The organism is Clostridium coskatii (genome assembly GCF_001675205.1).
GTDB classification, from domain to species: domain Bacteria; phylum Bacillota; class Clostridia; order Clostridiales; family Clostridiaceae; genus Clostridium_B; species Clostridium_B ljungdahlii.
Map to the genome: position 1 here is coordinate 33275 of NZ_LROR01000052.1, position 17985 is coordinate 51259.

19 protein-coding genes are annotated in these 17985 nt (G+C 29.9%); 13 read left to right on the top strand and 6 right to left on the bottom strand.

The window, feature by feature from the left end:
* Nucleotides 1-19 precede the first annotated feature (19 nt).
* The 3 genes from CLCOS_RS11545 (at nt 20) to CLCOS_RS11555 (ending at nt 3684) form a co-directional block, all read left to right on the top strand.
* A complete protein-coding gene (locus CLCOS_RS11545) occupies nt 20-883 on the top strand; it encodes a fumarylacetoacetate hydrolase family protein (RefSeq protein ID WP_063602255.1) in 864 nt (287 codons plus the stop codon).
* Between the two features lie 148 nt (nt 884-1031).
* Nucleotides 1032-3023, top strand: coding sequence for a methyl-accepting chemotaxis protein (locus CLCOS_RS11550; protein ID WP_192847939.1), 1992 nt, complete (start codon nt 1032-1034; stop codon nt 3021-3023).
* Between the two features lie 70 nt (nt 3024-3093).
* On the top strand, nt 3094-3684 hold the full coding sequence (locus CLCOS_RS11555) for a sugar O-acetyltransferase (protein WP_063602257.1): 591 nt from the start codon (nt 3094-3096) through the stop codon (nt 3682-3684).
* Between the two features lie 84 nt (nt 3685-3768).
* Here the strand turns inward: CLCOS_RS11555 and CLCOS_RS11560 are convergent, their stop codons facing one another.
* A complete protein-coding gene (locus CLCOS_RS11560) occupies nt 3769-4125 on the bottom strand; it encodes a winged helix-turn-helix transcriptional regulator (RefSeq protein WP_063602258.1) in 357 nt (118 codons plus the stop codon).
* Between the two features lie 161 nt (nt 4126-4286).
* Here CLCOS_RS11560 and CLCOS_RS11565 point away from each other — a divergent pair, with 161 nt between their 5' ends.
* Both CLCOS_RS11565 and CLCOS_RS11570 read left to right on the top strand, forming a co-directional pair.
* On the top strand, nt 4287-5198 hold the full coding sequence (locus CLCOS_RS11565; protein WP_063602259.1) for a PhzF family isomerase: 912 nt from the start codon (nt 4287-4289) through the stop codon (nt 5196-5198).
* Between the two features lie 103 nt (nt 5199-5301).
* Entirely contained in the window at nt 5302-5949 is a 648-nt protein-coding gene (locus tag CLCOS_RS11570) for an HAD family hydrolase (RefSeq protein ID WP_063602260.1), read from the top strand.
* A 154-nt stretch (nt 5950-6103) separates the two neighbouring features.
* Here CLCOS_RS11570 and CLCOS_RS11575 read toward each other — a convergent pair whose 3' ends face one another.
* Nucleotides 6104-6382 (bottom strand): hypothetical protein, encoded by a 279-nt coding sequence (locus tag CLCOS_RS11575; protein WP_192844998.1) that lies wholly within the window; start codon nt 6380-6382, stop codon nt 6104-6106.
* Nucleotides 6383-6903: 521 nt separating this feature from the next.
* Here CLCOS_RS11575 and CLCOS_RS11580 point away from each other — a divergent pair.
* A complete protein-coding gene (locus tag CLCOS_RS11580; RefSeq protein WP_063602262.1) occupies nt 6904-7164 on the top strand; it encodes a hypothetical protein in 261 nt (86 codons plus the stop codon).
* A gap of 148 nt (nt 7165-7312) precedes the next feature.
* On the opposite strand, the gene CLCOS_RS11585 is transcribed toward CLCOS_RS11580, so the two are convergent.
* The gene (locus tag CLCOS_RS11585; protein WP_063602263.1) at nt 7313-8194 is read right to left on the bottom strand and encodes a Cof-type HAD-IIB family hydrolase; all 882 of its coding nucleotides are present in this window, start codon (nt 8192-8194) and stop codon (nt 7313-7315) included.
* Nucleotides 8195-8295: 101 nt separating this feature from the next.
* Nucleotides 8296-9138, bottom strand: a complete 843-nt coding sequence (locus tag CLCOS_RS11590) for an aldo/keto reductase (RefSeq protein ID WP_063602264.1) — start codon at nt 9136-9138, stop codon at nt 8296-8298.
* Nucleotides 9139-9376: 238 nt separating this feature from the next.
* Between CLCOS_RS11590 and CLCOS_RS11595 the strand changes: the two genes are divergently transcribed.
* On the top strand, nt 9377-11374 hold the full coding sequence (locus CLCOS_RS11595) for a M28 family peptidase (protein ID WP_063602265.1): 1998 nt from the start codon (nt 9377-9379) through the stop codon (nt 11372-11374).
* Between the two features lie 80 nt (nt 11375-11454).
* On the opposite strand, the gene CLCOS_RS11600 is transcribed toward CLCOS_RS11595, so the two are convergent.
* A complete protein-coding gene (locus tag CLCOS_RS11600; protein WP_063602266.1) occupies nt 11455-11937 on the bottom strand; it encodes a peptide deformylase in 483 nt (160 codons plus the stop codon).
* A gap of 101 nt (nt 11938-12038) precedes the next feature.
* Between CLCOS_RS11600 and CLCOS_RS11605 the strand changes: the two genes are divergently transcribed.
* From CLCOS_RS11605 to CLCOS_RS11620, 4 genes are all read left to right on the top strand, one after another.
* Nucleotides 12039-13463: a PLP-dependent aminotransferase family protein gene (locus CLCOS_RS11605; RefSeq protein WP_063602267.1), complete on the top strand. Its 1425-nt coding sequence runs from the start codon at nt 12039-12041 to the stop codon at nt 13461-13463.
* Nucleotides 13464-13572: 109 nt separating this feature from the next.
* Nucleotides 13573-14181: a TetR/AcrR family transcriptional regulator gene (locus CLCOS_RS11610; protein ID WP_063602268.1), complete on the top strand. Its 609-nt coding sequence runs from the start codon at nt 13573-13575 to the stop codon at nt 14179-14181.
* A 25-nt stretch (nt 14182-14206) separates the two neighbouring features.
* Nucleotides 14207-14767, top strand: a complete 561-nt coding sequence (locus CLCOS_RS11615) for a flavodoxin family protein (RefSeq protein ID WP_063602269.1) — start codon at nt 14207-14209, stop codon at nt 14765-14767.
* 4 nt (nt 14768-14771) lie between these two features.
* Nucleotides 14772-15443: an NAD(P)H-dependent oxidoreductase gene (locus CLCOS_RS11620; RefSeq protein WP_063602270.1), complete on the top strand. Its 672-nt coding sequence runs from the start codon at nt 14772-14774 to the stop codon at nt 15441-15443.
* A 55-nt stretch (nt 15444-15498) separates the two neighbouring features.
* Here CLCOS_RS11620 and CLCOS_RS11625 read toward each other — a convergent pair whose 3' ends face one another.
* The gene (locus CLCOS_RS11625) at nt 15499-16287 is read right to left on the bottom strand and encodes a response regulator (protein ID WP_063602271.1); all 789 of its coding nucleotides are present in this window, start codon (nt 16285-16287) and stop codon (nt 15499-15501) included.
* A gap of 306 nt (nt 16288-16593) precedes the next feature.
* On the opposite strand from CLCOS_RS11625, the gene CLCOS_RS11630 reads away from it, so the two are divergent.
* Both CLCOS_RS11630 and CLCOS_RS11635 read left to right on the top strand, forming a co-directional pair.
* Nucleotides 16594-17064, top strand: a complete 471-nt coding sequence (locus tag CLCOS_RS11630; protein ID WP_013238442.1) for a methylated-DNA--[protein]-cysteine S-methyltransferase — start codon at nt 16594-16596, stop codon at nt 17062-17064.
* A gap of 72 nt (nt 17065-17136) precedes the next feature.
* Entirely contained in the window at nt 17137-17838 is a 702-nt protein-coding gene (locus CLCOS_RS11635; RefSeq protein WP_063602272.1) for a DNA alkylation repair protein, read from the top strand.
* The last annotated feature ends 147 nt before the right edge of the window (nt 17839-17985 follow it).

Consider the following 17985-nt stretch of genomic DNA (forward strand, 5'->3'; position numbering starts at 1 on the left):
AGAAAGGTGAAAATTCACTATGAAATTAGTTAATTTTAAAGCTGGAAAGCAAATTAAGTTGGGAATTAAGACAGATAGAGGCATAATAGATGTGGCAAAGGCCTCTGAGAAGTATTCCCTTGGGTTATGTACCAATATGGATAAAGTTATTGAAGGAGGTAATAAAGCTTTATCTCAATTAGGCAAATTGAGCAAAAAAGAAATTGAAGCAATTCCAGAAGAAAAGATTATTTATGCACCTCCTGTAATAAAACCAGAAAAGATTCTTTGCATTGGTTTAAATTATATAAGTGATCCGCAAAAGCGTAAGGCAAATGTTCCAGCATCACCGGTTATATTTAGTAAATTTAACAATGCGTTAGCTGCACATAGACAAATTATTTTGCTGCCAAAGTCAGCTGAAAAGTTTGATTATGAAGCAGAATTAGTTATTGTTATTGGAAAAGAAGCTAAAAATGTTTCTAAAGAAAATGCAATTTCTTATATATTTGGGTATACTGCTGGAAATGACATATCTGCTAGAGACCTTCAGCATAGGACACATCAATGGCTACTAGGGAAAACCTGCGATAATTTTGCACCAATCGGACCTTATCTTGTAACGGCTGATGAAATAAATACAGCAAATCTAGAAATCAAGTGTGAAGTAAATGGAGAACTTAGGCAATTAGGAAACACCAAGGACATGATTTTTAATTGTGCAGCAATTGTAAGCTATATGTCTAATTATATGACATTAAAACCTGGAGATATTATATTTACAGGAACACCCGAGGGCGCTATTTCAACTTATCCAGAAGATAAACAAAATTGGTTGAAGTCTGGAGACAAAATTGTTGTTTCTATTGATAAAATTGGCAGCTTGATAAATGTATTAAAATAGCAAAAAATGCTATTGATTTCTAAATAAAACATTTAATATAAATATAGTTATTAAAAGTAGGCTTATATCTTTAATTATCACTTACATTGAGATATAGGCTCATTTTTATAAATTATTAATGATTCTGAAGATTTTGGGGGATAAATTTGTGAAAGTTAAAAACATATTCTCAAGTATAAAAAATAAGTTAGCGGTTATTATGATAGTTATTGGTATAATACCGATAACATTTTTGGGGATATTCTCTAGTGTTAAAACGGATACTATTGTTAGAAACAGATTTAAAGTATCAACAAATCAAACGATTCAAGAAGTAAATAGAGGTATAGAAAACTTCTTTGAAGGAATGTCTACATCTTTAAAATTTTTAGACAACAATCCATACATAAAAGAGGTATTAATACACCCAGAGAATGCATCAGTAATAAATGATCTTTTTAAAAATATGAAATCTAGTAATGAATGCATTGAAACTGTTATATTTGGATTGCCAGATAAAAAGATATATGTATACCCTGAAAGCAGTACATCACTAGATCCAACGACTAGATCATGGTATATAGGTGCTATGTCCAATAAGGGAAAGGTGTTTTATTCCAATCCATATGTGGGTTTATTAACTAAAAAAAATCTTATGACAATATCTATGACTGTTGAAAACAACAATCAAGTAATAGGAGTATTAGGAATAACCATAAATCTTGATAGATTATCAGATAAATTGTCAGATATAAGAGTTGGACAAAAAGGTTATGTATATATAACTGATTCAAATGGTATTCTAGTGGCTCATCCCAATAAAAAATTAATAGCTACAGATGCAATAAAAAAAATGTCAATATGGAAAAAAACTAAAAATGAACAATCAGGACTTGAAGAAGGCACTACTGAAAATTCTAATGATATTATTGTTTACGATACGAATAAATTAACACATTGGAAGTTATTTGCATCAATGCCTAACTCAGAAATAAATGATGATCTTAATTATTTAAGAAAATATTCAATTATACTTGCTTTTATAATGTTTATAATTTCAGCAGCAGCAGCGTTGGTTATGAGTAAAATGTTTACTAAAAATATTGTCAAATTACAAAATGTATTTAATAAATCATCTAAAGGTGATTTATCAGTTAGAGCAGACATTAATAGCAAAGATGAATTTGATAGACTGGGAAATGATTTTAACAAGATGATTGAAAACATAGGAGGATTAATATTTAATGTAAAAAAGTCTTCTGATATTTTAAATGAAAATTCAGATACAATAGCTTTAATGGCTGGTGAAAGCAGCAGTACTATTAGGGAAGTTACAGCAACAATAGGGCAAATTGCAAAAGGAACTTCAGATCAGTCGATGAGCGTAGATGAAGGGGCTCATAAGTTAGAACAACTGAGCAATAAAATAGATTATATTTCCAGTCTTACTAGTAAGATGTCTAATGCATCAAAAAATACGGATAAATTGAGTAAAGAAGGGTTAAAAATAGTAGAAGCTCTTACTGAAAAATCTAGTAATACTGATAAATCTACAATGGAAGTCAACAACATTATAGTAGATGTAAATAAGTCATCGGATCAAATTAGTGTGATTACTGATACTATTAATGAAATATCAACACAAACTAATTTATTGGCATTAAATGCGGCAATAGAGTCTGCAAGAGCAGGAGAAGCTGGTAAGGGATTCTCTGTAGTTGCAGATGAAATTCGTAAACTCGCAGAACAATCTGCTTCTGCAACTCAACAAATTCAAATGCTAATTAATAATATTAGAGAAAAATCACAAACAGCAGTCAAAGCTATGGAAAAAACTAAAGATACAGTAAGAGAACAGGATGATGCTGTTTTTGAAACAAAATCTATATTTGGAAATATACTAACTTCAATAAATGAACTAACCTCACAAATCCAATTAGTTAAGGAAAAAGCAAAAGAAACAATCAATAATAAAGATGAAATAGTATCTAAGATACAAAATATATCTGCAGCGTCAGAAGAAATTGCTGCAAGTACACAAGAAGTCTCAGCATCTGCTGAAGAAATTACAGCAACTATGGGTAAATTTCTAACTAATGCAAATTCTTTAAAACAATTGTCCATAGAACTTGAAACACAAATTAATAAGTTTAAATTATAAGTAGAATATAAAGGAGAATTAGCCATATATTATAATTAGAAAATACCAGAGTCGTTTTGGAGGTTATATTATGACTTTAGAGGAACAGAAAGAATTGATTTTACTGGGTAAAATGTATAATGATTTAACCCAGGAACTAATTCAAGCAAGAGAAAATACGGTATTTCTTACAAATGAATATAATAATAGTTTTGGTAAGCCGCAGCATGAAAGAGAAGAAATATTAAAAAAGCTATTGAAAAGTATCGGAAAAGGGGTTCATTTTGAACCAACTTTTCGATGTGAATTTGGTTTTAATATTACAATAGGAGATAATTTTTATGCTAATTTTGATTGTATAATGTTAGATGGTGGGGGGATAGACATAGGAAATAATGTTTTATTTGGGCCGCGAGTTGGAATCTATACCTCTAATCATGCAGCAGATGCAAAAGAACGAATAGCAGGAGCCTGTTATGCAAAATCTGTAAAGGTAGGTAATAACGTATGGATTGGAGCAGGTGTTCATATAAATCAAGGTGTAGTTATTGGAGATAATACAATTATTGGATCGGGTAGTGTTATTACAAAAGATATTCCAGCAAATGTAATTGCAGCTGGTGTACCATGTAAAGTAATTCGAGAAATTACAGAAGAAGATAGAACCGGATTTGAAGTATAGTATAAAGTAAACAATACAATTTGAAGTTAATATAAGGGGGTAAGTATAACATTAGTTTGCTTCTATTTTCCAGTATTATTTTAATTATGGATTCGTATATTTTTTACCCCAAAGACATAGTTCAGTTAAGATGTTTTCTAAGGATTTCCCTCTATCTGTAGGTATATACTCTACCTTAGGTGGAATTGTTGCATAAGCAATTCTTTCAATAAGACCATCCATCTCCAAGTTTTTTAATTCTTGAGATAGTATCTTATGACTTATATTAGGAATAGATTTTTTTAGCTCCCCATATCTTATAGGGTCAGTTTTCAATATATGCCATAATATTATTGCTCTCCACTTACTTCCAATTACAGTCATGGCAAATCCTAGAGAACATTTAAAATCCTTTTGTCTTTTCCTCTGATTTGGGAAATTTTCAATTATGTCTCTATTCATACCCTATCCTTCTTTCCAAATGGTAAGTATCTGATTAAAAAGTGCGTACTTGTATGTGTACTCCAACAAAACTATTATAGTATACATAGATATTAATTGCTATGAATTAATAAAATAGTGTTTAATTTATTAATGTATAATATATTTAGGGGATGAAAATCATGACAAGAAAGTACAATTTATACCAAATTGATTCATTTACAAAAGAAAAGTTCACAGGAAATCCAGCAGGAGTAATAACAAATGCAGAGGGATTAACTGATTATGAGATGCAAAAAATTGCTAGAGAACTTAATAACTCTGAGACAGCTTTTATCTTTTCTTCAAATAGCAGAGAGTATGATGCTCATATACGTTTTTTTACTCCAACAAATGAGGTGCCAATTTGTGGACATGCCACTATTGCTGCTCATTATGCCCGTGCTGTTGAAAATGGACTTGATACGTCAAGAGTTTATCATAAAACGGGTGTTGGAATTTTACCTGTTGATATAGTAAAGAAAAATGAGGATTATAAAATTATTATGACGCAAGGTAAAATTGAGTTTGGTACTATTATAGAGGGCATAAATAAAGAAAAGCTCTTAGCAGCACTTAATATAAAAAATAGTGATCTACTGGAAAATTATAAAATTCAAATTGTGTCTACAGGTCATTCTAAAGTTATGATTGGTATAAAGAGTATTGAAACTTTAAATGCACTGCAGCCAGATTATGGTGTACTTTCTAAGCTAAGCAAGGTTATTAAATGTAATGGATATTATGTTTTTACGGTTGGTACACAGGATAATGATATTTTGATACATGGTAGAATGTTTGCACCTGCAATAGGTATTAATGAGGATCCTGTTACTGGCAATGCAAATGGTCCTTTGGGTGCATATCTTGTTCATCATAACCTTATTCACCACAATAATTCTTTATTCAAATTTAAGGCTGTGCAGGGCGAAGCTATAAAAAGACCAGGTGTTATTGAAGTTGAGGTAAAGATAGAAGATAAAGAACCAGTAGAAGTTAAAATTTCTGGAGATGCTGTAATAACATTTAAAACTGAATTATTATTAAATGATTAAAGAAGAAGTCTACATTTGTAGACTATGCTCATTTATGACTAATTTTAATAATTAATACTAGGTATTGACTATATGAACATTGTTTAATATTATATTCTCATGAATGAGAATTAGAAAGAAGGTTTTTATCATAAAGAATATAATATTTGATGTTGATGGTACATTATGGGATACAACAGAAATTGTATCAAAAGCCTGGAACAGGGCAATTTCAGAAGTAGGGGGAGCAGCTCCAATTATAACATCCTCTGTATTAAAAAAAGAGTTTGGAAAAACTATGGATGTAATAGCAGATGATTTGTTCTATGATGCTAGTGAGAGTAAGAGAAAGTTGATACTTAATAGATGTTGTAAATATGAGCAGGATGCCTTGAGAGAAAATACAAATAATCTGCTGTTTCCTGATGTAAAAGAAACCATTAGAAAATTATCAGAAAAATGTCATTTGTTTATTGTGAGTAATTGTCAGTGCGGTTATATTGAATTATTTATGGGGAAAGCAGGAATTGAAAAGTACATTACAGACTTTGAATGCTTTGGAAATACAGGTAAGGGCAAAGGTGAAAATATCAAACTGGTTATAGAAAGAAATAATTTAGATGACGTAATATATGTTGGAGATACCCAGGGAGATTATGAAGCAACCGTATTTGCCGAAGTTCCTTTTGTATTTGCAAAGTACGGTTTTGGTAATGTTGAAAACTGCTATTTAGCTATTAGTGGGGTAAAAGAATTGTTGAATTTGTGTTAGAAGGAAAAATATACATATAGAATTTTTATAGTATAATTACCTCTCGAGCATAGATTATGGAATTCATAGGTAATGAGTATAGATTTACATTTTACGTAAATCTATACTCATCTTTAAACCTTTACATTTAATAAATAGGATTAACACTGTAATCTTATTTTGTCATATATTTCCTTCCTCTTACATATCTTCTTATGGATTCTCCTGCTTCAGCAAGTTGAAAAGCGTCAACTAATATTCCCTCTTTATTTTTAACCTTGAGTTTCTCAGCATTAAAAAAGTAAAAAGAATCCTTAACTAATCCATCTTTTATAGAATCTAAAGAACAATATAATATCTTTGTACATTCCTTATTAAGCTGGACAGTATACCTATTATAACCATCCCAATCACAAAAATAAGGTATAAAATATTTAAAATCAAAACTATCCAAGAATTTTTTGCAATCTTCTATGTTATTAAAATAATTTAAACTATTAATTTTTAGTCATCTCCTTCTTACATAAGTTTAGGATTCCCTAACTCATTGATTATATTATACTTGCTACTTGTCTTGTTGCCAATATATTTTTTAACATTATAAGTAATAGAAAAATTTAAAATGGTAAGACATGACTAGAATTAAGAAAAAATATGGGGACATAATAAAAATACAACTAATCTATTTTAGGCATTTGAAAGAAAATAACAAGTCAAAGATGGGACGAATATTTTTTATCCGATGACTAACCCGCTCTAATACTCACACTTTTCCAAGTGTGAGTAAAGAGCGGCTATGTCCCTGGATAACAAGTTCTAAGCATCAGGTGCTAAGAACTTTGTTTATCAGACAAGGAGGCAGGTTCTGCAGATAGTGAATCCTATCTAAGGGTTCTACCGACACAGTATGATAAAAAATAGGCTAGCATACTGACTAGTTATTCCTTTGAAAATGCCTTATGGGAGGGTAATAGAATGAAAAAAATTGATGAAGCAATTGATAGAATTAGGATACTTGAATGCCCAACGGGAGATTTAGAAAATAGAGTTACAGAAATATTAGAAGACTATGGGGTTGCAGATAGAAGCAAAATAAATGTTAACAGAGACGAATATTTTGATAAGGATGAAGCACAGGCATATCGAGTTCAAATACTGAATCAGGAGCATCCTATTATGGTACTAGCTAAATCAGGATATGATGACTATGTTGCAAAGGTTACAGATGTTTATTAAAGTAGAAAATCTAAAGTAGTATACCAAGTCTAAGATAAGGTGACATTAAACTCTATACAGGCTACAGCATTCCTTCTTAAAGTCATAGATGAAGGATGCGTAGGCTGTAGTAGTAAAAAATGATATAGTTTTTATGTATAGTTAATGGTTACAACACGAACTTTTCTAAAACATTAGCTACTCCATTTTCTTCATTTGTTAAAGTGACATAGTCAGCAGTATGCTTTATTTTGTCTGAAGCATTTCCCATGGCTACAGGGAGTCCTGCGCATTTAAGCATGTCCAAATCATTTGGAGAGTCTCCAATACAAATAACTTCCTTAGTAGGTATGTCCAAGTATTGGCACAGTTTTTTTACACCAGTACCTTTATTAGTATTTTTACTCAATACGTCAAAGGTATAAGTACATGTTTTAAGTACTGAAAAATTTTCATAAAAATGTTGTGGCAAACTATTGCCTAATAGCAAATTTTTGTCATAGGTACTTCTAAATTTGAAATTGCTGTAAGGTGACATATCAAAGCCAAAATGATGTACATAGTGCTCTAAAACATCTGAGTTTTCATTTATTAAGTTTACCTTTAGTATATTGTTACGTTTTACTAAGTCTTTGAATTCAGTTATCTCATATTTTGTATTGTTTGCAACAGATTCTAATTTACCATATAAGTTGTTCTTATAAACTGAGTACATACCATCATTATAAAAACATAAGTCTAGCTTTAAGTCTTCTGCCATGTTATATAAATATTCTAGATCCTTGCTGTTAAAAGGCGACTGAAAAATAATTTTGTCCTCAGTATTATTTTGTACATTAGCACCAGTACAAGTTACGCTGTATTGATCATTTGCTATTAAATTCAAATCAGAGAGATGATGTTTAATTCCATCTATTGGTCTTCCAGTACAAAGAACAATTTTAACACCTTTTTCTGTAGCAGCTTTAATAGCTCGTTTATTTTCATTGGATATTGACTTGTTGTCTTTAAGTAAAGTCCCGTCCATATCTATAAAAACAATTTTATACATTAAAATATTACCTCCTCTAGTATTCCATGAACTAATAATGCATTTGTAATTTTAGATTTTACTTTATATAAACAGAGTTTTTGGCATCAGATGAAGTAGTATTATTTTTTTAATGTATCTGGGTTAGCATAAACTTCATCAGGTTCGGAACCTGTCCTTATTCCTTTATCAAGCTGCTGAATTTTAGACATATCATCTTTACTTATTTCAAAATCAAATATATCTGTATTTTCTTTTATTCTTGATGGAGTAGTTGATTTTGGAATAGTTACGACTCCCATTTGTAAATCCCATTTAAGCACGATTTGAGATACTGTTTTTTTATATTTTTTTGCAAGCTCTTTTAGAAGGGGAATTTCAAATACCTTACCCCTCATTAAGGGAGACCATGCTTCTAATTGTACACTATTTTTTTTGCAGAACTCTCTTAGATCGTTTTGAACTAGCAGAGGATGAAATTCTACTTGATTTACCATTGGCATAATTTCAGCATTTGCCATTAAATCTTTCAAATGACCAGCGGTAAAATTGCTAACACCTATTGCTCGTACATAGCCTTCTTTATAAAGCTTTTCTAAAGCTCTCCAGGTTTCATTGTGTAGTGGATTAGGCCAATGAATTAAATATAGATCAAGGTAATCTGTTTTTAGTTTTTTAATAGAAGTTTCAAAAGCTTTTAAAGTCTTCTCATAACCTTCATCGGAAATCCAAACTTTACTTGTTAAAAAGATTTTTTCTCTAGGTACTTCACTTTCTTTTATTCCAGTACCAACTCCATCTTCGTTTTTATAGAAAGCAGCAGTATCTATATGGCTATAACCAACTTTGAGAGCTTCTTTTACTGAGTTAATAACAGAAGGACCATCAGCTTTATAAGTACCGAAGCCTATCCAGGGCATTTTTACTCCATTATTTAAAATTGTGCAGCTCTTTATATCTTGCATTTTAATCATCCTCTCAATTATAGTAAATACAAAATAGCATTTATATATTATCAATATACTTTTAGAAAATCAACATATTCTATTTACTATGTCAAAGTATGCCTTTATTTTATCCAATCGCTACCATTTCTAACACCCCCCATCGCACACAGCGAAAGCGACTATCACAATTAGAAATATATAGAATAATATGTAGTGCAAAGAAACTATTAAAGTAGAATAAATGGGAGGATTATTTATGAAGGCAGGATTTAGAGAATTTTGCAAGCATATTGATATAGTTAATTCTCAAAAAATTATAAATATCCTATCAAGTTTTGGAGATGATAAAGCTACTGGAAATCGTTCTGCAGGGTCGAAAGCAAGTACTGAAGCTGCAAATTATCTTTATAGAGAGTTTGAAAGAATTGGGTTGAAAAATCTAAATAGGGACAAGTTTTACAGTTGGGGTTGGACTTATAAAGGTGCTAATATTTCATACAAAGATGAAAATGGACAAGAACAGAAGATTGTTTTAGGAGGTTATGCTACAAGTATAGAAGCAAAGGATGACTTTTTTAAAGTTGTAGATACTGGAAGTGGGACAATAAGTGACTATAAATCTTTGGGAGATGTTACAAATAAATTAGTGCTAATTAGTATTGATCCATTCAATGACTTTTGGATATCGTATCCAGCGTATCAGGCTTATTTAAAAGGAGCGAAGGCAGTTCTTGTTGTTACAAAATATAAAGTTCAGCATGAAGATTACCTTATATCTCAGCCAGTAGAAGGGCCATCCTATGCTCCTGTTCTTGCTATTAGTAAAAGAGATTCTGATATATTAAAAAATCTTATAAATAAATCTGCAGATAAGGAAATAACAGTTAAATTAAATGCACATTCCTATGTTGAGCCAGAAAAAGTTTCTTACAATATATGGGGAGAAATACCTGGAAAAACTGATGAAGTTATATATTTAATGGCTCATTATGATGGATATTATCATTCTTACTTTGATGATGCCTCTGGAGTTTCCACGATATTAGGTATAGCAAAGGCAATAATAGATAGTGGATATAAACCTAACAAAACTATACGAGTTATTACTCATGGTGCTGAGGAATGGGGAAAAGAAAATTCAGATTATGACTGGGCAATGGGAGCCTATGAGGAAATTGCTCATATTCATCCAGAATGGGCAAAAAAAGCATTTGCTGTTATTAATATTGATGGCAATTTTCCTGTGCCTAATGAAAGAAATTTTCAAATAATGGTATCCGATGAATTACTAAAATATACTAAAAAGAGTGTGAGGCCTATTTTGCATCATAGAGATTATAAATTTGAATTTATATCACCAACTTCTACCAGTAGTGAAGAATTTTGTTATACGAAGGCAGGTATTCCTTGTATTACAGCAAGGGATTCTATGACATCTAGTATATATTATACTAATATTTATCATAGTTCCATGGATAACAAAGCTTTTGGATTTGACACTAAAACCTATAAGTTAAATCATATATTATATGGAAAAATATTGTTTGATTTAGATACTACACCTATTAGACCAATGGATTTTTATGAGCGTTTCTTTAAAATGAAAGAAACTATAGATTCTAATATTGTAGAAAAATCTTTGGTAAAAACTATTAAAAAGGCTTCCCATTATGCACAAGAATTATCTTCAAAAATAGAAAAATTAAATTTTAGAAATGCTAGCATGACAGGTGAAAATACTGATTGTATTAAGTTTAATTTAAAACTTTTTCAATTGTACAAAATGATGCAGAACAGTTTTATAAGATTAAATTGGGAAGTAAATGTTGTATTTCCTCATGAAAACTATGAAAAAAATGTTGATTTATTAAAAAAGGCAATTAAAGCGTTGAAAAATAGAAGAGAGAGCCTAGAAGAAGTTGTTAATAAATATATAAAGCCTATTGATTTTAACAAATATGTCTATGATTTTGATAGAATAACCTATGAGTTTTTTTCAAGGCGTGTAACACATGGAAATAGTGATACTTGGGGTTATAATTTAGTAGAAAAACCAAATGAAGATTTATATGAAGTGGCACAATCTTTAAGAAGTAAGTTCAACGAGAAAAATCCAGATGTAGATGCAGAAATATCAGCATTGAAAAAAGCACTTAAAAGACAAGCTATGTATTTAAAAGAAATAGTTTTTAGGGAAAAAACTGATATTGAAAAAATAATAGTTAAAATGAAAAGAATTATTTCTATAATTTAAATCGAGAACATCCATAGATTTTTACAAATCTATGGATGTGAAGTGAACATTAAACAATGCTGTTTTACAGTGAAGTTTGATCATTTGCTTTTTATATAGAAAGATTTATTGTCTACAGCTCTCATTGTAGCCAGTATTCCGTCAAGATGATCATATTCATGTTGTATTAATTCTGATAGATCTCCTTTGAAATTCAATGTTTTATCTACAAAATTTATATCTTTGTACATTACAGTGCATTCTTTATAGCGTTTAACTTTTACTAAAAGATTTGGAAAGGACATACAGTCATCCATTACGTCCATCATTTCTTTGTTATCAAATTTAAGTACTGGATTAATAAAAACTATAGGCTTGTCAATATACATATATATCAATCTTTTAAATACCCCAATTTGTGGAGCGGCAATTGCTCTGCCTGCATTGTATTTTTTACGAAAGTCAATTAAGGTATCATGTAAATTTGAAACAGTTTTCTTTATTGAATCCATGTCCTCTTTTTCTACAGGTAAACTTTTTTTGTATAAAGCATCATTTCCAAGTAATAGTATTTCTTTTATCATAAATATCCTCCTGGTTATATGTTGTGCATTTGATAAAATAGTACTATATAATTGTAACTATAAAAAGGTATAATTTTTATAAAAGTTAAGGGGATGATTTTATGGAGATGCCAATATTTATTAAGAGGCACAGTGAAAAACCACTGTATATTCAGATATATGAATGTTACAAAAAAGCAATATTAGAAGGTACACTTAAAAAAGGGGACAGGCTGGAATCCATAATGCAGCTTAAAAATAGACTTTGTATCAGTAGAAATACGGTTCAAGGGGCATATGATCAACTACTATGTGAAGGGTATATTTATAGCAAAAATGGAAGTGGATATTATGTGGAGGCTATAGAAGATCAAATAAAAACCGTCAAAAAAGAAAGTATACCCTTAAAACTTAAACCCTTAAATAGCATTCATATAGATGATAAAGTATATCCTTACAATTTTAAACCTGGTTCAGTAGATCAGGAAAGTTTTCCATTTGTCGCTTGGAGGAAAATTGAGCAAAGCTTTATGAAAAAGGAAAATATAGATATATTAACCTATTCAGATCCTAGAGGTGAATTTGAATTAAGAAGTCAAATTGCAAGTTATGTTAAAAGTTCAAGAGGAGTAATTTGTTCTCCTGACCAGATAATTATAGGTGCAGGAACGCAGACTTTGATGGCTGTATTATGTGACTTGTTTAGTGAATCTTGTAATAAAAATATTGCTTTTGAAGAACCTGGATTTTCTGCCGTAAGAAAGGTTTTTGAATGGTATGGATATAACATAGAGCCAATTGAATTGACACAAGTGGGAATGAGCATAGAAAAGCTTGAAACCCTTAGAGTGGCTCCTGAGTTTATATATGTAACCCCATCCAATCAGCATCCTTTGGGTATGTCCATGCCTGTTTCAAATCGTATAAAACTTCTTAATTTTATTAGTAAGGGTAGGGGATATATTATTGAAGACGATTACGACAGTGAATTTAGATATAATGTAAATCCCATACCTTCACTTCAAAGTTTGGATAGTGAAGATAGGGTGATTTACCTTGGAACTTTTTCAAAAACTCTTTTTCCAGGAATGCATGTTGGCTATATGATTTTACCTGAAAATATAATGAATCTTTTTATTGAAAAGGGAAGCTTTATAAATCAAACTGCATCGAAAATTCATCAGCTGACAATTGCAGAATTTATGAAAGAAGGTTTATTTGAAACACATCTTAGAAAAATGAGAAATATATATGCTAAAAAGCAGCAATTTCTTATAGACTGTATAAAACAACAATTTGGAGAAGATGTTGTGATTTATGGAGAGAGAGCAGGAGTTAACATTACACTTCAGGTGAAAAATAATTTAAATGAATTGGAGTTGATAAATAGGGCTTTAGAAAATGGAGTTAAAGTCTATCCCATATCATTTTATTATTTTGATCAAGGCAATTATAAAGAAGGTAATATGGTTTTCATGGGATACGGACATTTAAGCTTTCATAATATGCAAAATGGAATAAAACTTTTGAAAAAAGCCTGGTTTTAAATTTATAAAACTGGGCATCAAAAGAGAGAAAATATGTTGATATAAGTAAATAAATATACTATAATATATCAAAAGAGAATAATACATTCTCTTTTAAGGAGGTTACTTCATGGTTCAATATAAAAAAGATGATGTAAAAGAAAGGATAAATAACGCCGCACTTAAAGTATTTTCAGAAAAGGGATATGAAAAAGCAACAATATCTGATATATCTAGAGAAGCTAATGTATCAGTTGGTAATATATATAAATACTATAAGTCTAAAGAAGATATCTTTTATTCAGTAGTACCTGAAAGTTTCGTAGAAGAACTAAAGAAATTGATCAAAACTAAAATAATAATGTGGAAGGAAGAAGATAAAAAAGTTGAAAATAATCTACTGATGAACAAAAATTTAACTAACTTGATGATGAATAATAGGAGAATAATGACTGCTCTGTTTAATGGAAGCAAAAATACAAAATATGAAAATTTAAAAGATGAAATTATAGAATTACTATCAAATTTAGTAATAAATAATTATACGTTTGAAGGTATGCAAAGTGTAAATGAAGAAAGTAGAAAGTTATTTTTAAGGTGTATATTTGAAAATTTAATAAATATGATGTCCAATATAGTATTGAATGTTAAAAAGGAGGAGGACTTATCTGCATTACTAAGAGATATCAATAAATATCATACTTTTGGAATAACGGGAATTATTAAAAATCAAAAATAGTAGAAATGTTATGGGGGGATAAAAAGTGAAAATAACAATAATAAATGGATGTAGAAATGATAATCAATTGGAGATAGAAACAGTAAATAAAATTTGTGGAAGTTTAAAGAAAAAAAATATGGACTATGTCGTAAATAACTTAAATAATATTAAGCCGAAACCTTGTATAGGATGTGACTGTTGTCAAAACGTAAATCCGGGTATTTGTACGATTAATGATGGTATTAATGACATCTTAAAACAATATTTAAACAGTGATATGTCAATTATAATTACTCCTATTGAGTTTGGGTGCTGTAATTCAATTACTAAAAACTTTATTGATAGAACGGAACCACTATTTTTGCCTTATCAAGTGTCTAAGGGAGGTAAATCAATGATGAAACCTCGCTATAATAGGTATCCAAACATAATATTTATAGGTATTATGGAAGCTAAAGATAATGACTGTATACATAATTTTAATGAAATGGTTACTAGCTGTAACTTATCAAAAGCAAGTAATAGAGTAATCATTAAAAATATCACTGAAAAAACGGATTTACATAGTTTTAATGATTTCAAATTTATAGGAAAAGAGATGTAAGATTATGAATGAAAATATATTAGTTATGGTGGGCAGTCCTCAGAAAAAAAGAGGAAATTCGGAAGCTATTGCTGACAGCTTAATAAATAAATTAAATGAGAAAAAATTAAATGTCTCCAAATTATGCTTACAAAAGGAAATAGGGAGTAAAGATAATGCTTTAATTAAGAGTGTTGATAAGGCAGATATAATAATATTAAGTTTACCAATATATGAAAATTCAGTACCAGGTTTAGTTGTTGAAATTTTTGAACAACTTTATAGAGACAAAGATGAACTATCAAAGAAATCAAGAAGTGTTTTTGTGATAACCAACAGTGGATTTTCTGAGGTTGAAGGAAATAAAAGTGCAATACAAACCTGTAAGTTATTTGCAAGAGATATGGATTTTAAGTGGATGGGAGGAATTGGTGTAGCTCCAGGTACACTTATAGACGGTAAAAAACTTGAGGAAACAGGTAAAACGTACAAAAGATTAAATGAATCTTTAGATACAATTGTAAATGCAATAGAAAAGGATATTGATATACCTAAAAGTGTATTTAAAATTATGGAAAAACCTTTTATAAGTCCATTTATATATAGAATTGCAGGAAGAATTCTACAAAGATCAACTATTAAGAAATTAGGAAAAGGTAAGTTCTTTTCTACACCCTTGCAAATGGAAAATAGGTAAAACATGGCTTTCTATGTTATTTAATTTTAACATGGAAAGCCATATTTTGGCTAAATTATTTTTTCATTTCTTTAAATATGTTTTTGACTTGTTTATTAAGAGCATAAGTTTTAATATTGGATTTTAATTTTGATATAAACAACTGTTCATTTATAGGTTTAGTTATAAAATCATCAGCCCCAGAATTTAAAATAGATGCAAGAGTTTTAGGATTATCTAGGGATGTAACAGCTATTATAGAAGCCTTTAGATTGGCTTTCCTTATGTCCCTGATTAAATTTTGGCCAAATTCATTTTCTAATATAATATCAACTAAATATATATCATATTTTTTATTGCTTTTCAGTAGATCCTTACTAGATTTATAGGAATCCACATTATTTATATTATACTTTTTAAATAGATCTTTTTCGATTAAAGAATCGAAGCTACTGTCGTCTATAATTGCAATTTTTGCTTCCCTTAAATCTTCCATATATTCATCTGATTGAAATATAGAATCTATACGTTGAATAATTTGTTCATTTAAATCCTTTTTTAAAATATAATCAGTTACACCTAAGTTCAGAAGCTTTTTCTTTGTTTCATCAATTGCATTACTGGTTACAACAAATATGGGGATATCTTTTTTACTGCTGTAATTTATATCCTTAAGAAAATTTTCTATAGAACCTCCTTTTGCATAAAGAGATGTTATAATAATATCTATATCGGAATCCTGTAGTATTTTATAAGCTTCATTGAAATTATCAGCGGATATATAGGAATAGTTACCTTTTACTAAGGTATTTTTTACAATATTACAAAAAAATTCACTTTCTTCAATATGTAAAACAGTATGCATATACTTCACCCCTTGGAGAATATTTATCTGATGTCTACCTACTAGAACACTCCCATGTACGTTGTGAAAGCAATTCACTTTAAATCAAAGATTTAAGTTCTCGGCTTGCACACAACGAAAGCGACTATCACCAAATCAAAGATTTGGGATATATGCTTTTCCCACTAAGTAAGATTCATTGATAATTACGTTATTAGATATATTATCGTAGATATATAGGAAATAATTAATATGTTTTACATAGTTTTTAAAAATACTTATAATAAAGTTATATCATTAAAGAGAAAAAAATAGGGAGGAAGCGGCATGAATAATGGATTTTATTATGAAACGAAAATTGGTAAAATAGGTATTGTTGAAAATGGAAAGGCCATTACTCATATAACTTTTGGAAAAATGAATTTTCAAGATATATGTATAAATGAAACATCTTTATTGAAAAATGCAGGCAATCAGCTCCAAGAATATTTGGAGGGAAAAAGAAAAAAGTTTGATTTGCCTCTGGAACCGCAGGGTACGGAATTTCAAAAAAAAGTATGGGATGCACTGCAGGATATTCCCTATGGCAAAACATTTAGTTATAAAGATGTGGCCCAAAATATAGGAAATATAAAGGCTTGTCGTGCTGTTGGCATGGCAAACAACAAGAACCCTATTCCTATATGTATTCCATGCCATCGTGTTATAGGTTCAAATGGCAAATTAGTTGGCTATGCAGGTGGTTTACATATAAAAGAAAAACTTTTAGAAATAGAGAAGCAAAATGCAGATAGTTAAGGTTGAAGTTCTTTAACTGTGAAATTATATGAACTTCTGCAAGTTATTTTTCTAGTAATGGGGGAAATTAGTATGAGTGAAAATGATTTGTATAAAAGAATGATAAGAGAAAAAATTTTTGAACTGGCGGATGATGAATATAAAAAATTTCAAGAAAATTTGTGTCCCGACAATGATAATATTGTAGGAGTAAGACTTCCGCTTTTAAGAGATCTTGCCAGAGAAATAGCTAAAGGAGATTGGCGTACTTATATAAAAACCGCACAGGATGAATATTATGAAGAAATTATGCTTCAGGGAATGGTAATTGGATGTGTGAGAACTGATGTTGAAGAAAGGTTAAGGTATATTACAAATTTTGTTCCTAAAATTGATAATTGGGGTGTTTGTGACAGCTTTTGTAGTGGATTAAAGTTTACAAAGTCCAACATGCAGCGTGTATGGGAGTATTTACAGTCTTATGCATTTTCTGAAAAAGAATTTGAAGTCCGTTTCTTTGTTGTAATGCTTCTTGATTTTTATATAAAGGAGAATTATGTTGATAAGGTGCTAAAATCATTAGATAAAATAAAGCACAAAGGTTATTATGTTAAAATGGCTGTTGCCTGGGCCGTTTCTACTTGTTATATTAAGTTTCCAGAAAAAACAATGGAATATCTGAAAAATAATACATTAGATAATTTTACATATAATAAAGCACTACAAAAAATAATAGAGTCTTTGAGAGTTGGAGAAGATGCAAAAATGATTATTCGAAGCATGAAACGTAAATGAAATAAAAAGACACCAATTTTTGAGGTGACCCCTAAAAGTTAGACTTTATTAGCGAGACAGTTTCGGCTGCCTCGCTAATTTATGCAGCCAAGAGGCTGAGTCTGTATTCAACAGGACTCATCCATCCTAGTTTCTCTTTGATTCTAC

Bases quoted from the DNA above. Each gene is read 5' to 3' on its own strand.
- CLCOS_RS11565 (WP_063602259.1), top strand. From the start codon at position 4,287: ATGACAAGAAAGTACAATTTATACCAAATTGATTCATTTACAAAAGAA.
- CLCOS_RS11595 (WP_063602265.1), top strand. From the start codon at position 9,377: ATGAAGGCAGGATTTAGAGAATTTTGCAAGCATATTGATATAGTTAAT.
- CLCOS_RS11610 (WP_063602268.1), top strand. From the start codon at position 13,573: ATGGTTCAATATAAAAAAGATGATGTAAAAGAAAGGATAAATAACGCC.
- CLCOS_RS11630 (WP_013238442.1), top strand. From the start codon at position 16,594: ATGAATAATGGATTTTATTATGAAACGAAAATTGGTAAAATAGGTATT.
- CLCOS_RS11635 (WP_063602272.1), top strand. From the start codon at position 17,137: ATGAGTGAAAATGATTTGTATAAAAGAATGATAAGAGAAAAAATTTTT.
- CLCOS_RS11580 (WP_063602262.1), top strand. From the start codon at position 6,904: ATGAAAAAAATTGATGAAGCAATTGATAGAATTAGGATACTTGAATGC.
- CLCOS_RS11555 (WP_063602257.1), top strand. From the start codon at position 3,094: ATGACTTTAGAGGAACAGAAAGAATTGATTTTACTGGGTAAAATGTAT.
- CLCOS_RS11620 (WP_063602270.1), top strand. From the start codon at position 14,772: ATGAATGAAAATATATTAGTTATGGTGGGCAGTCCTCAGAAAAAAAGA.
- CLCOS_RS11590 (WP_063602264.1), bottom strand. From the start codon at position 9,138: ATGCAAGATATAAAGAGCTGCACAATTTTAAATAATGGAGTAAAAATG.
- CLCOS_RS11545 (WP_063602255.1), top strand. From the start codon at position 20: ATGAAATTAGTTAATTTTAAAGCTGGAAAGCAAATTAAGTTGGGAATT.
- CLCOS_RS11570 (WP_063602260.1), top strand. From the start codon at position 5,302: ATGAGAATTAGAAAGAAGGTTTTTATCATAAAGAATATAATATTTGAT.
- CLCOS_RS11560 (WP_063602258.1), bottom strand. From the start codon at position 4,125: ATGAATAGAGACATAATTGAAAATTTCCCAAATCAGAGGAAAAGACAA.
- CLCOS_RS11585 (WP_063602263.1), bottom strand. From the start codon at position 8,194: ATGTATAAAATTGTTTTTATAGATATGGACGGGACTTTACTTAAAGAC.
- CLCOS_RS11605 (WP_063602267.1), top strand. From the start codon at position 12,039: ATGGAGATGCCAATATTTATTAAGAGGCACAGTGAAAAACCACTGTAT.
- CLCOS_RS11600 (WP_063602266.1), bottom strand. From the start codon at position 11,937: ATGATAAAAGAAATACTATTACTTGGAAATGATGCTTTATACAAAAAA.
- CLCOS_RS11625 (WP_063602271.1), bottom strand. From the start codon at position 16,287: ATGCATACTGTTTTACATATTGAAGAAAGTGAATTTTTTTGTAATATT.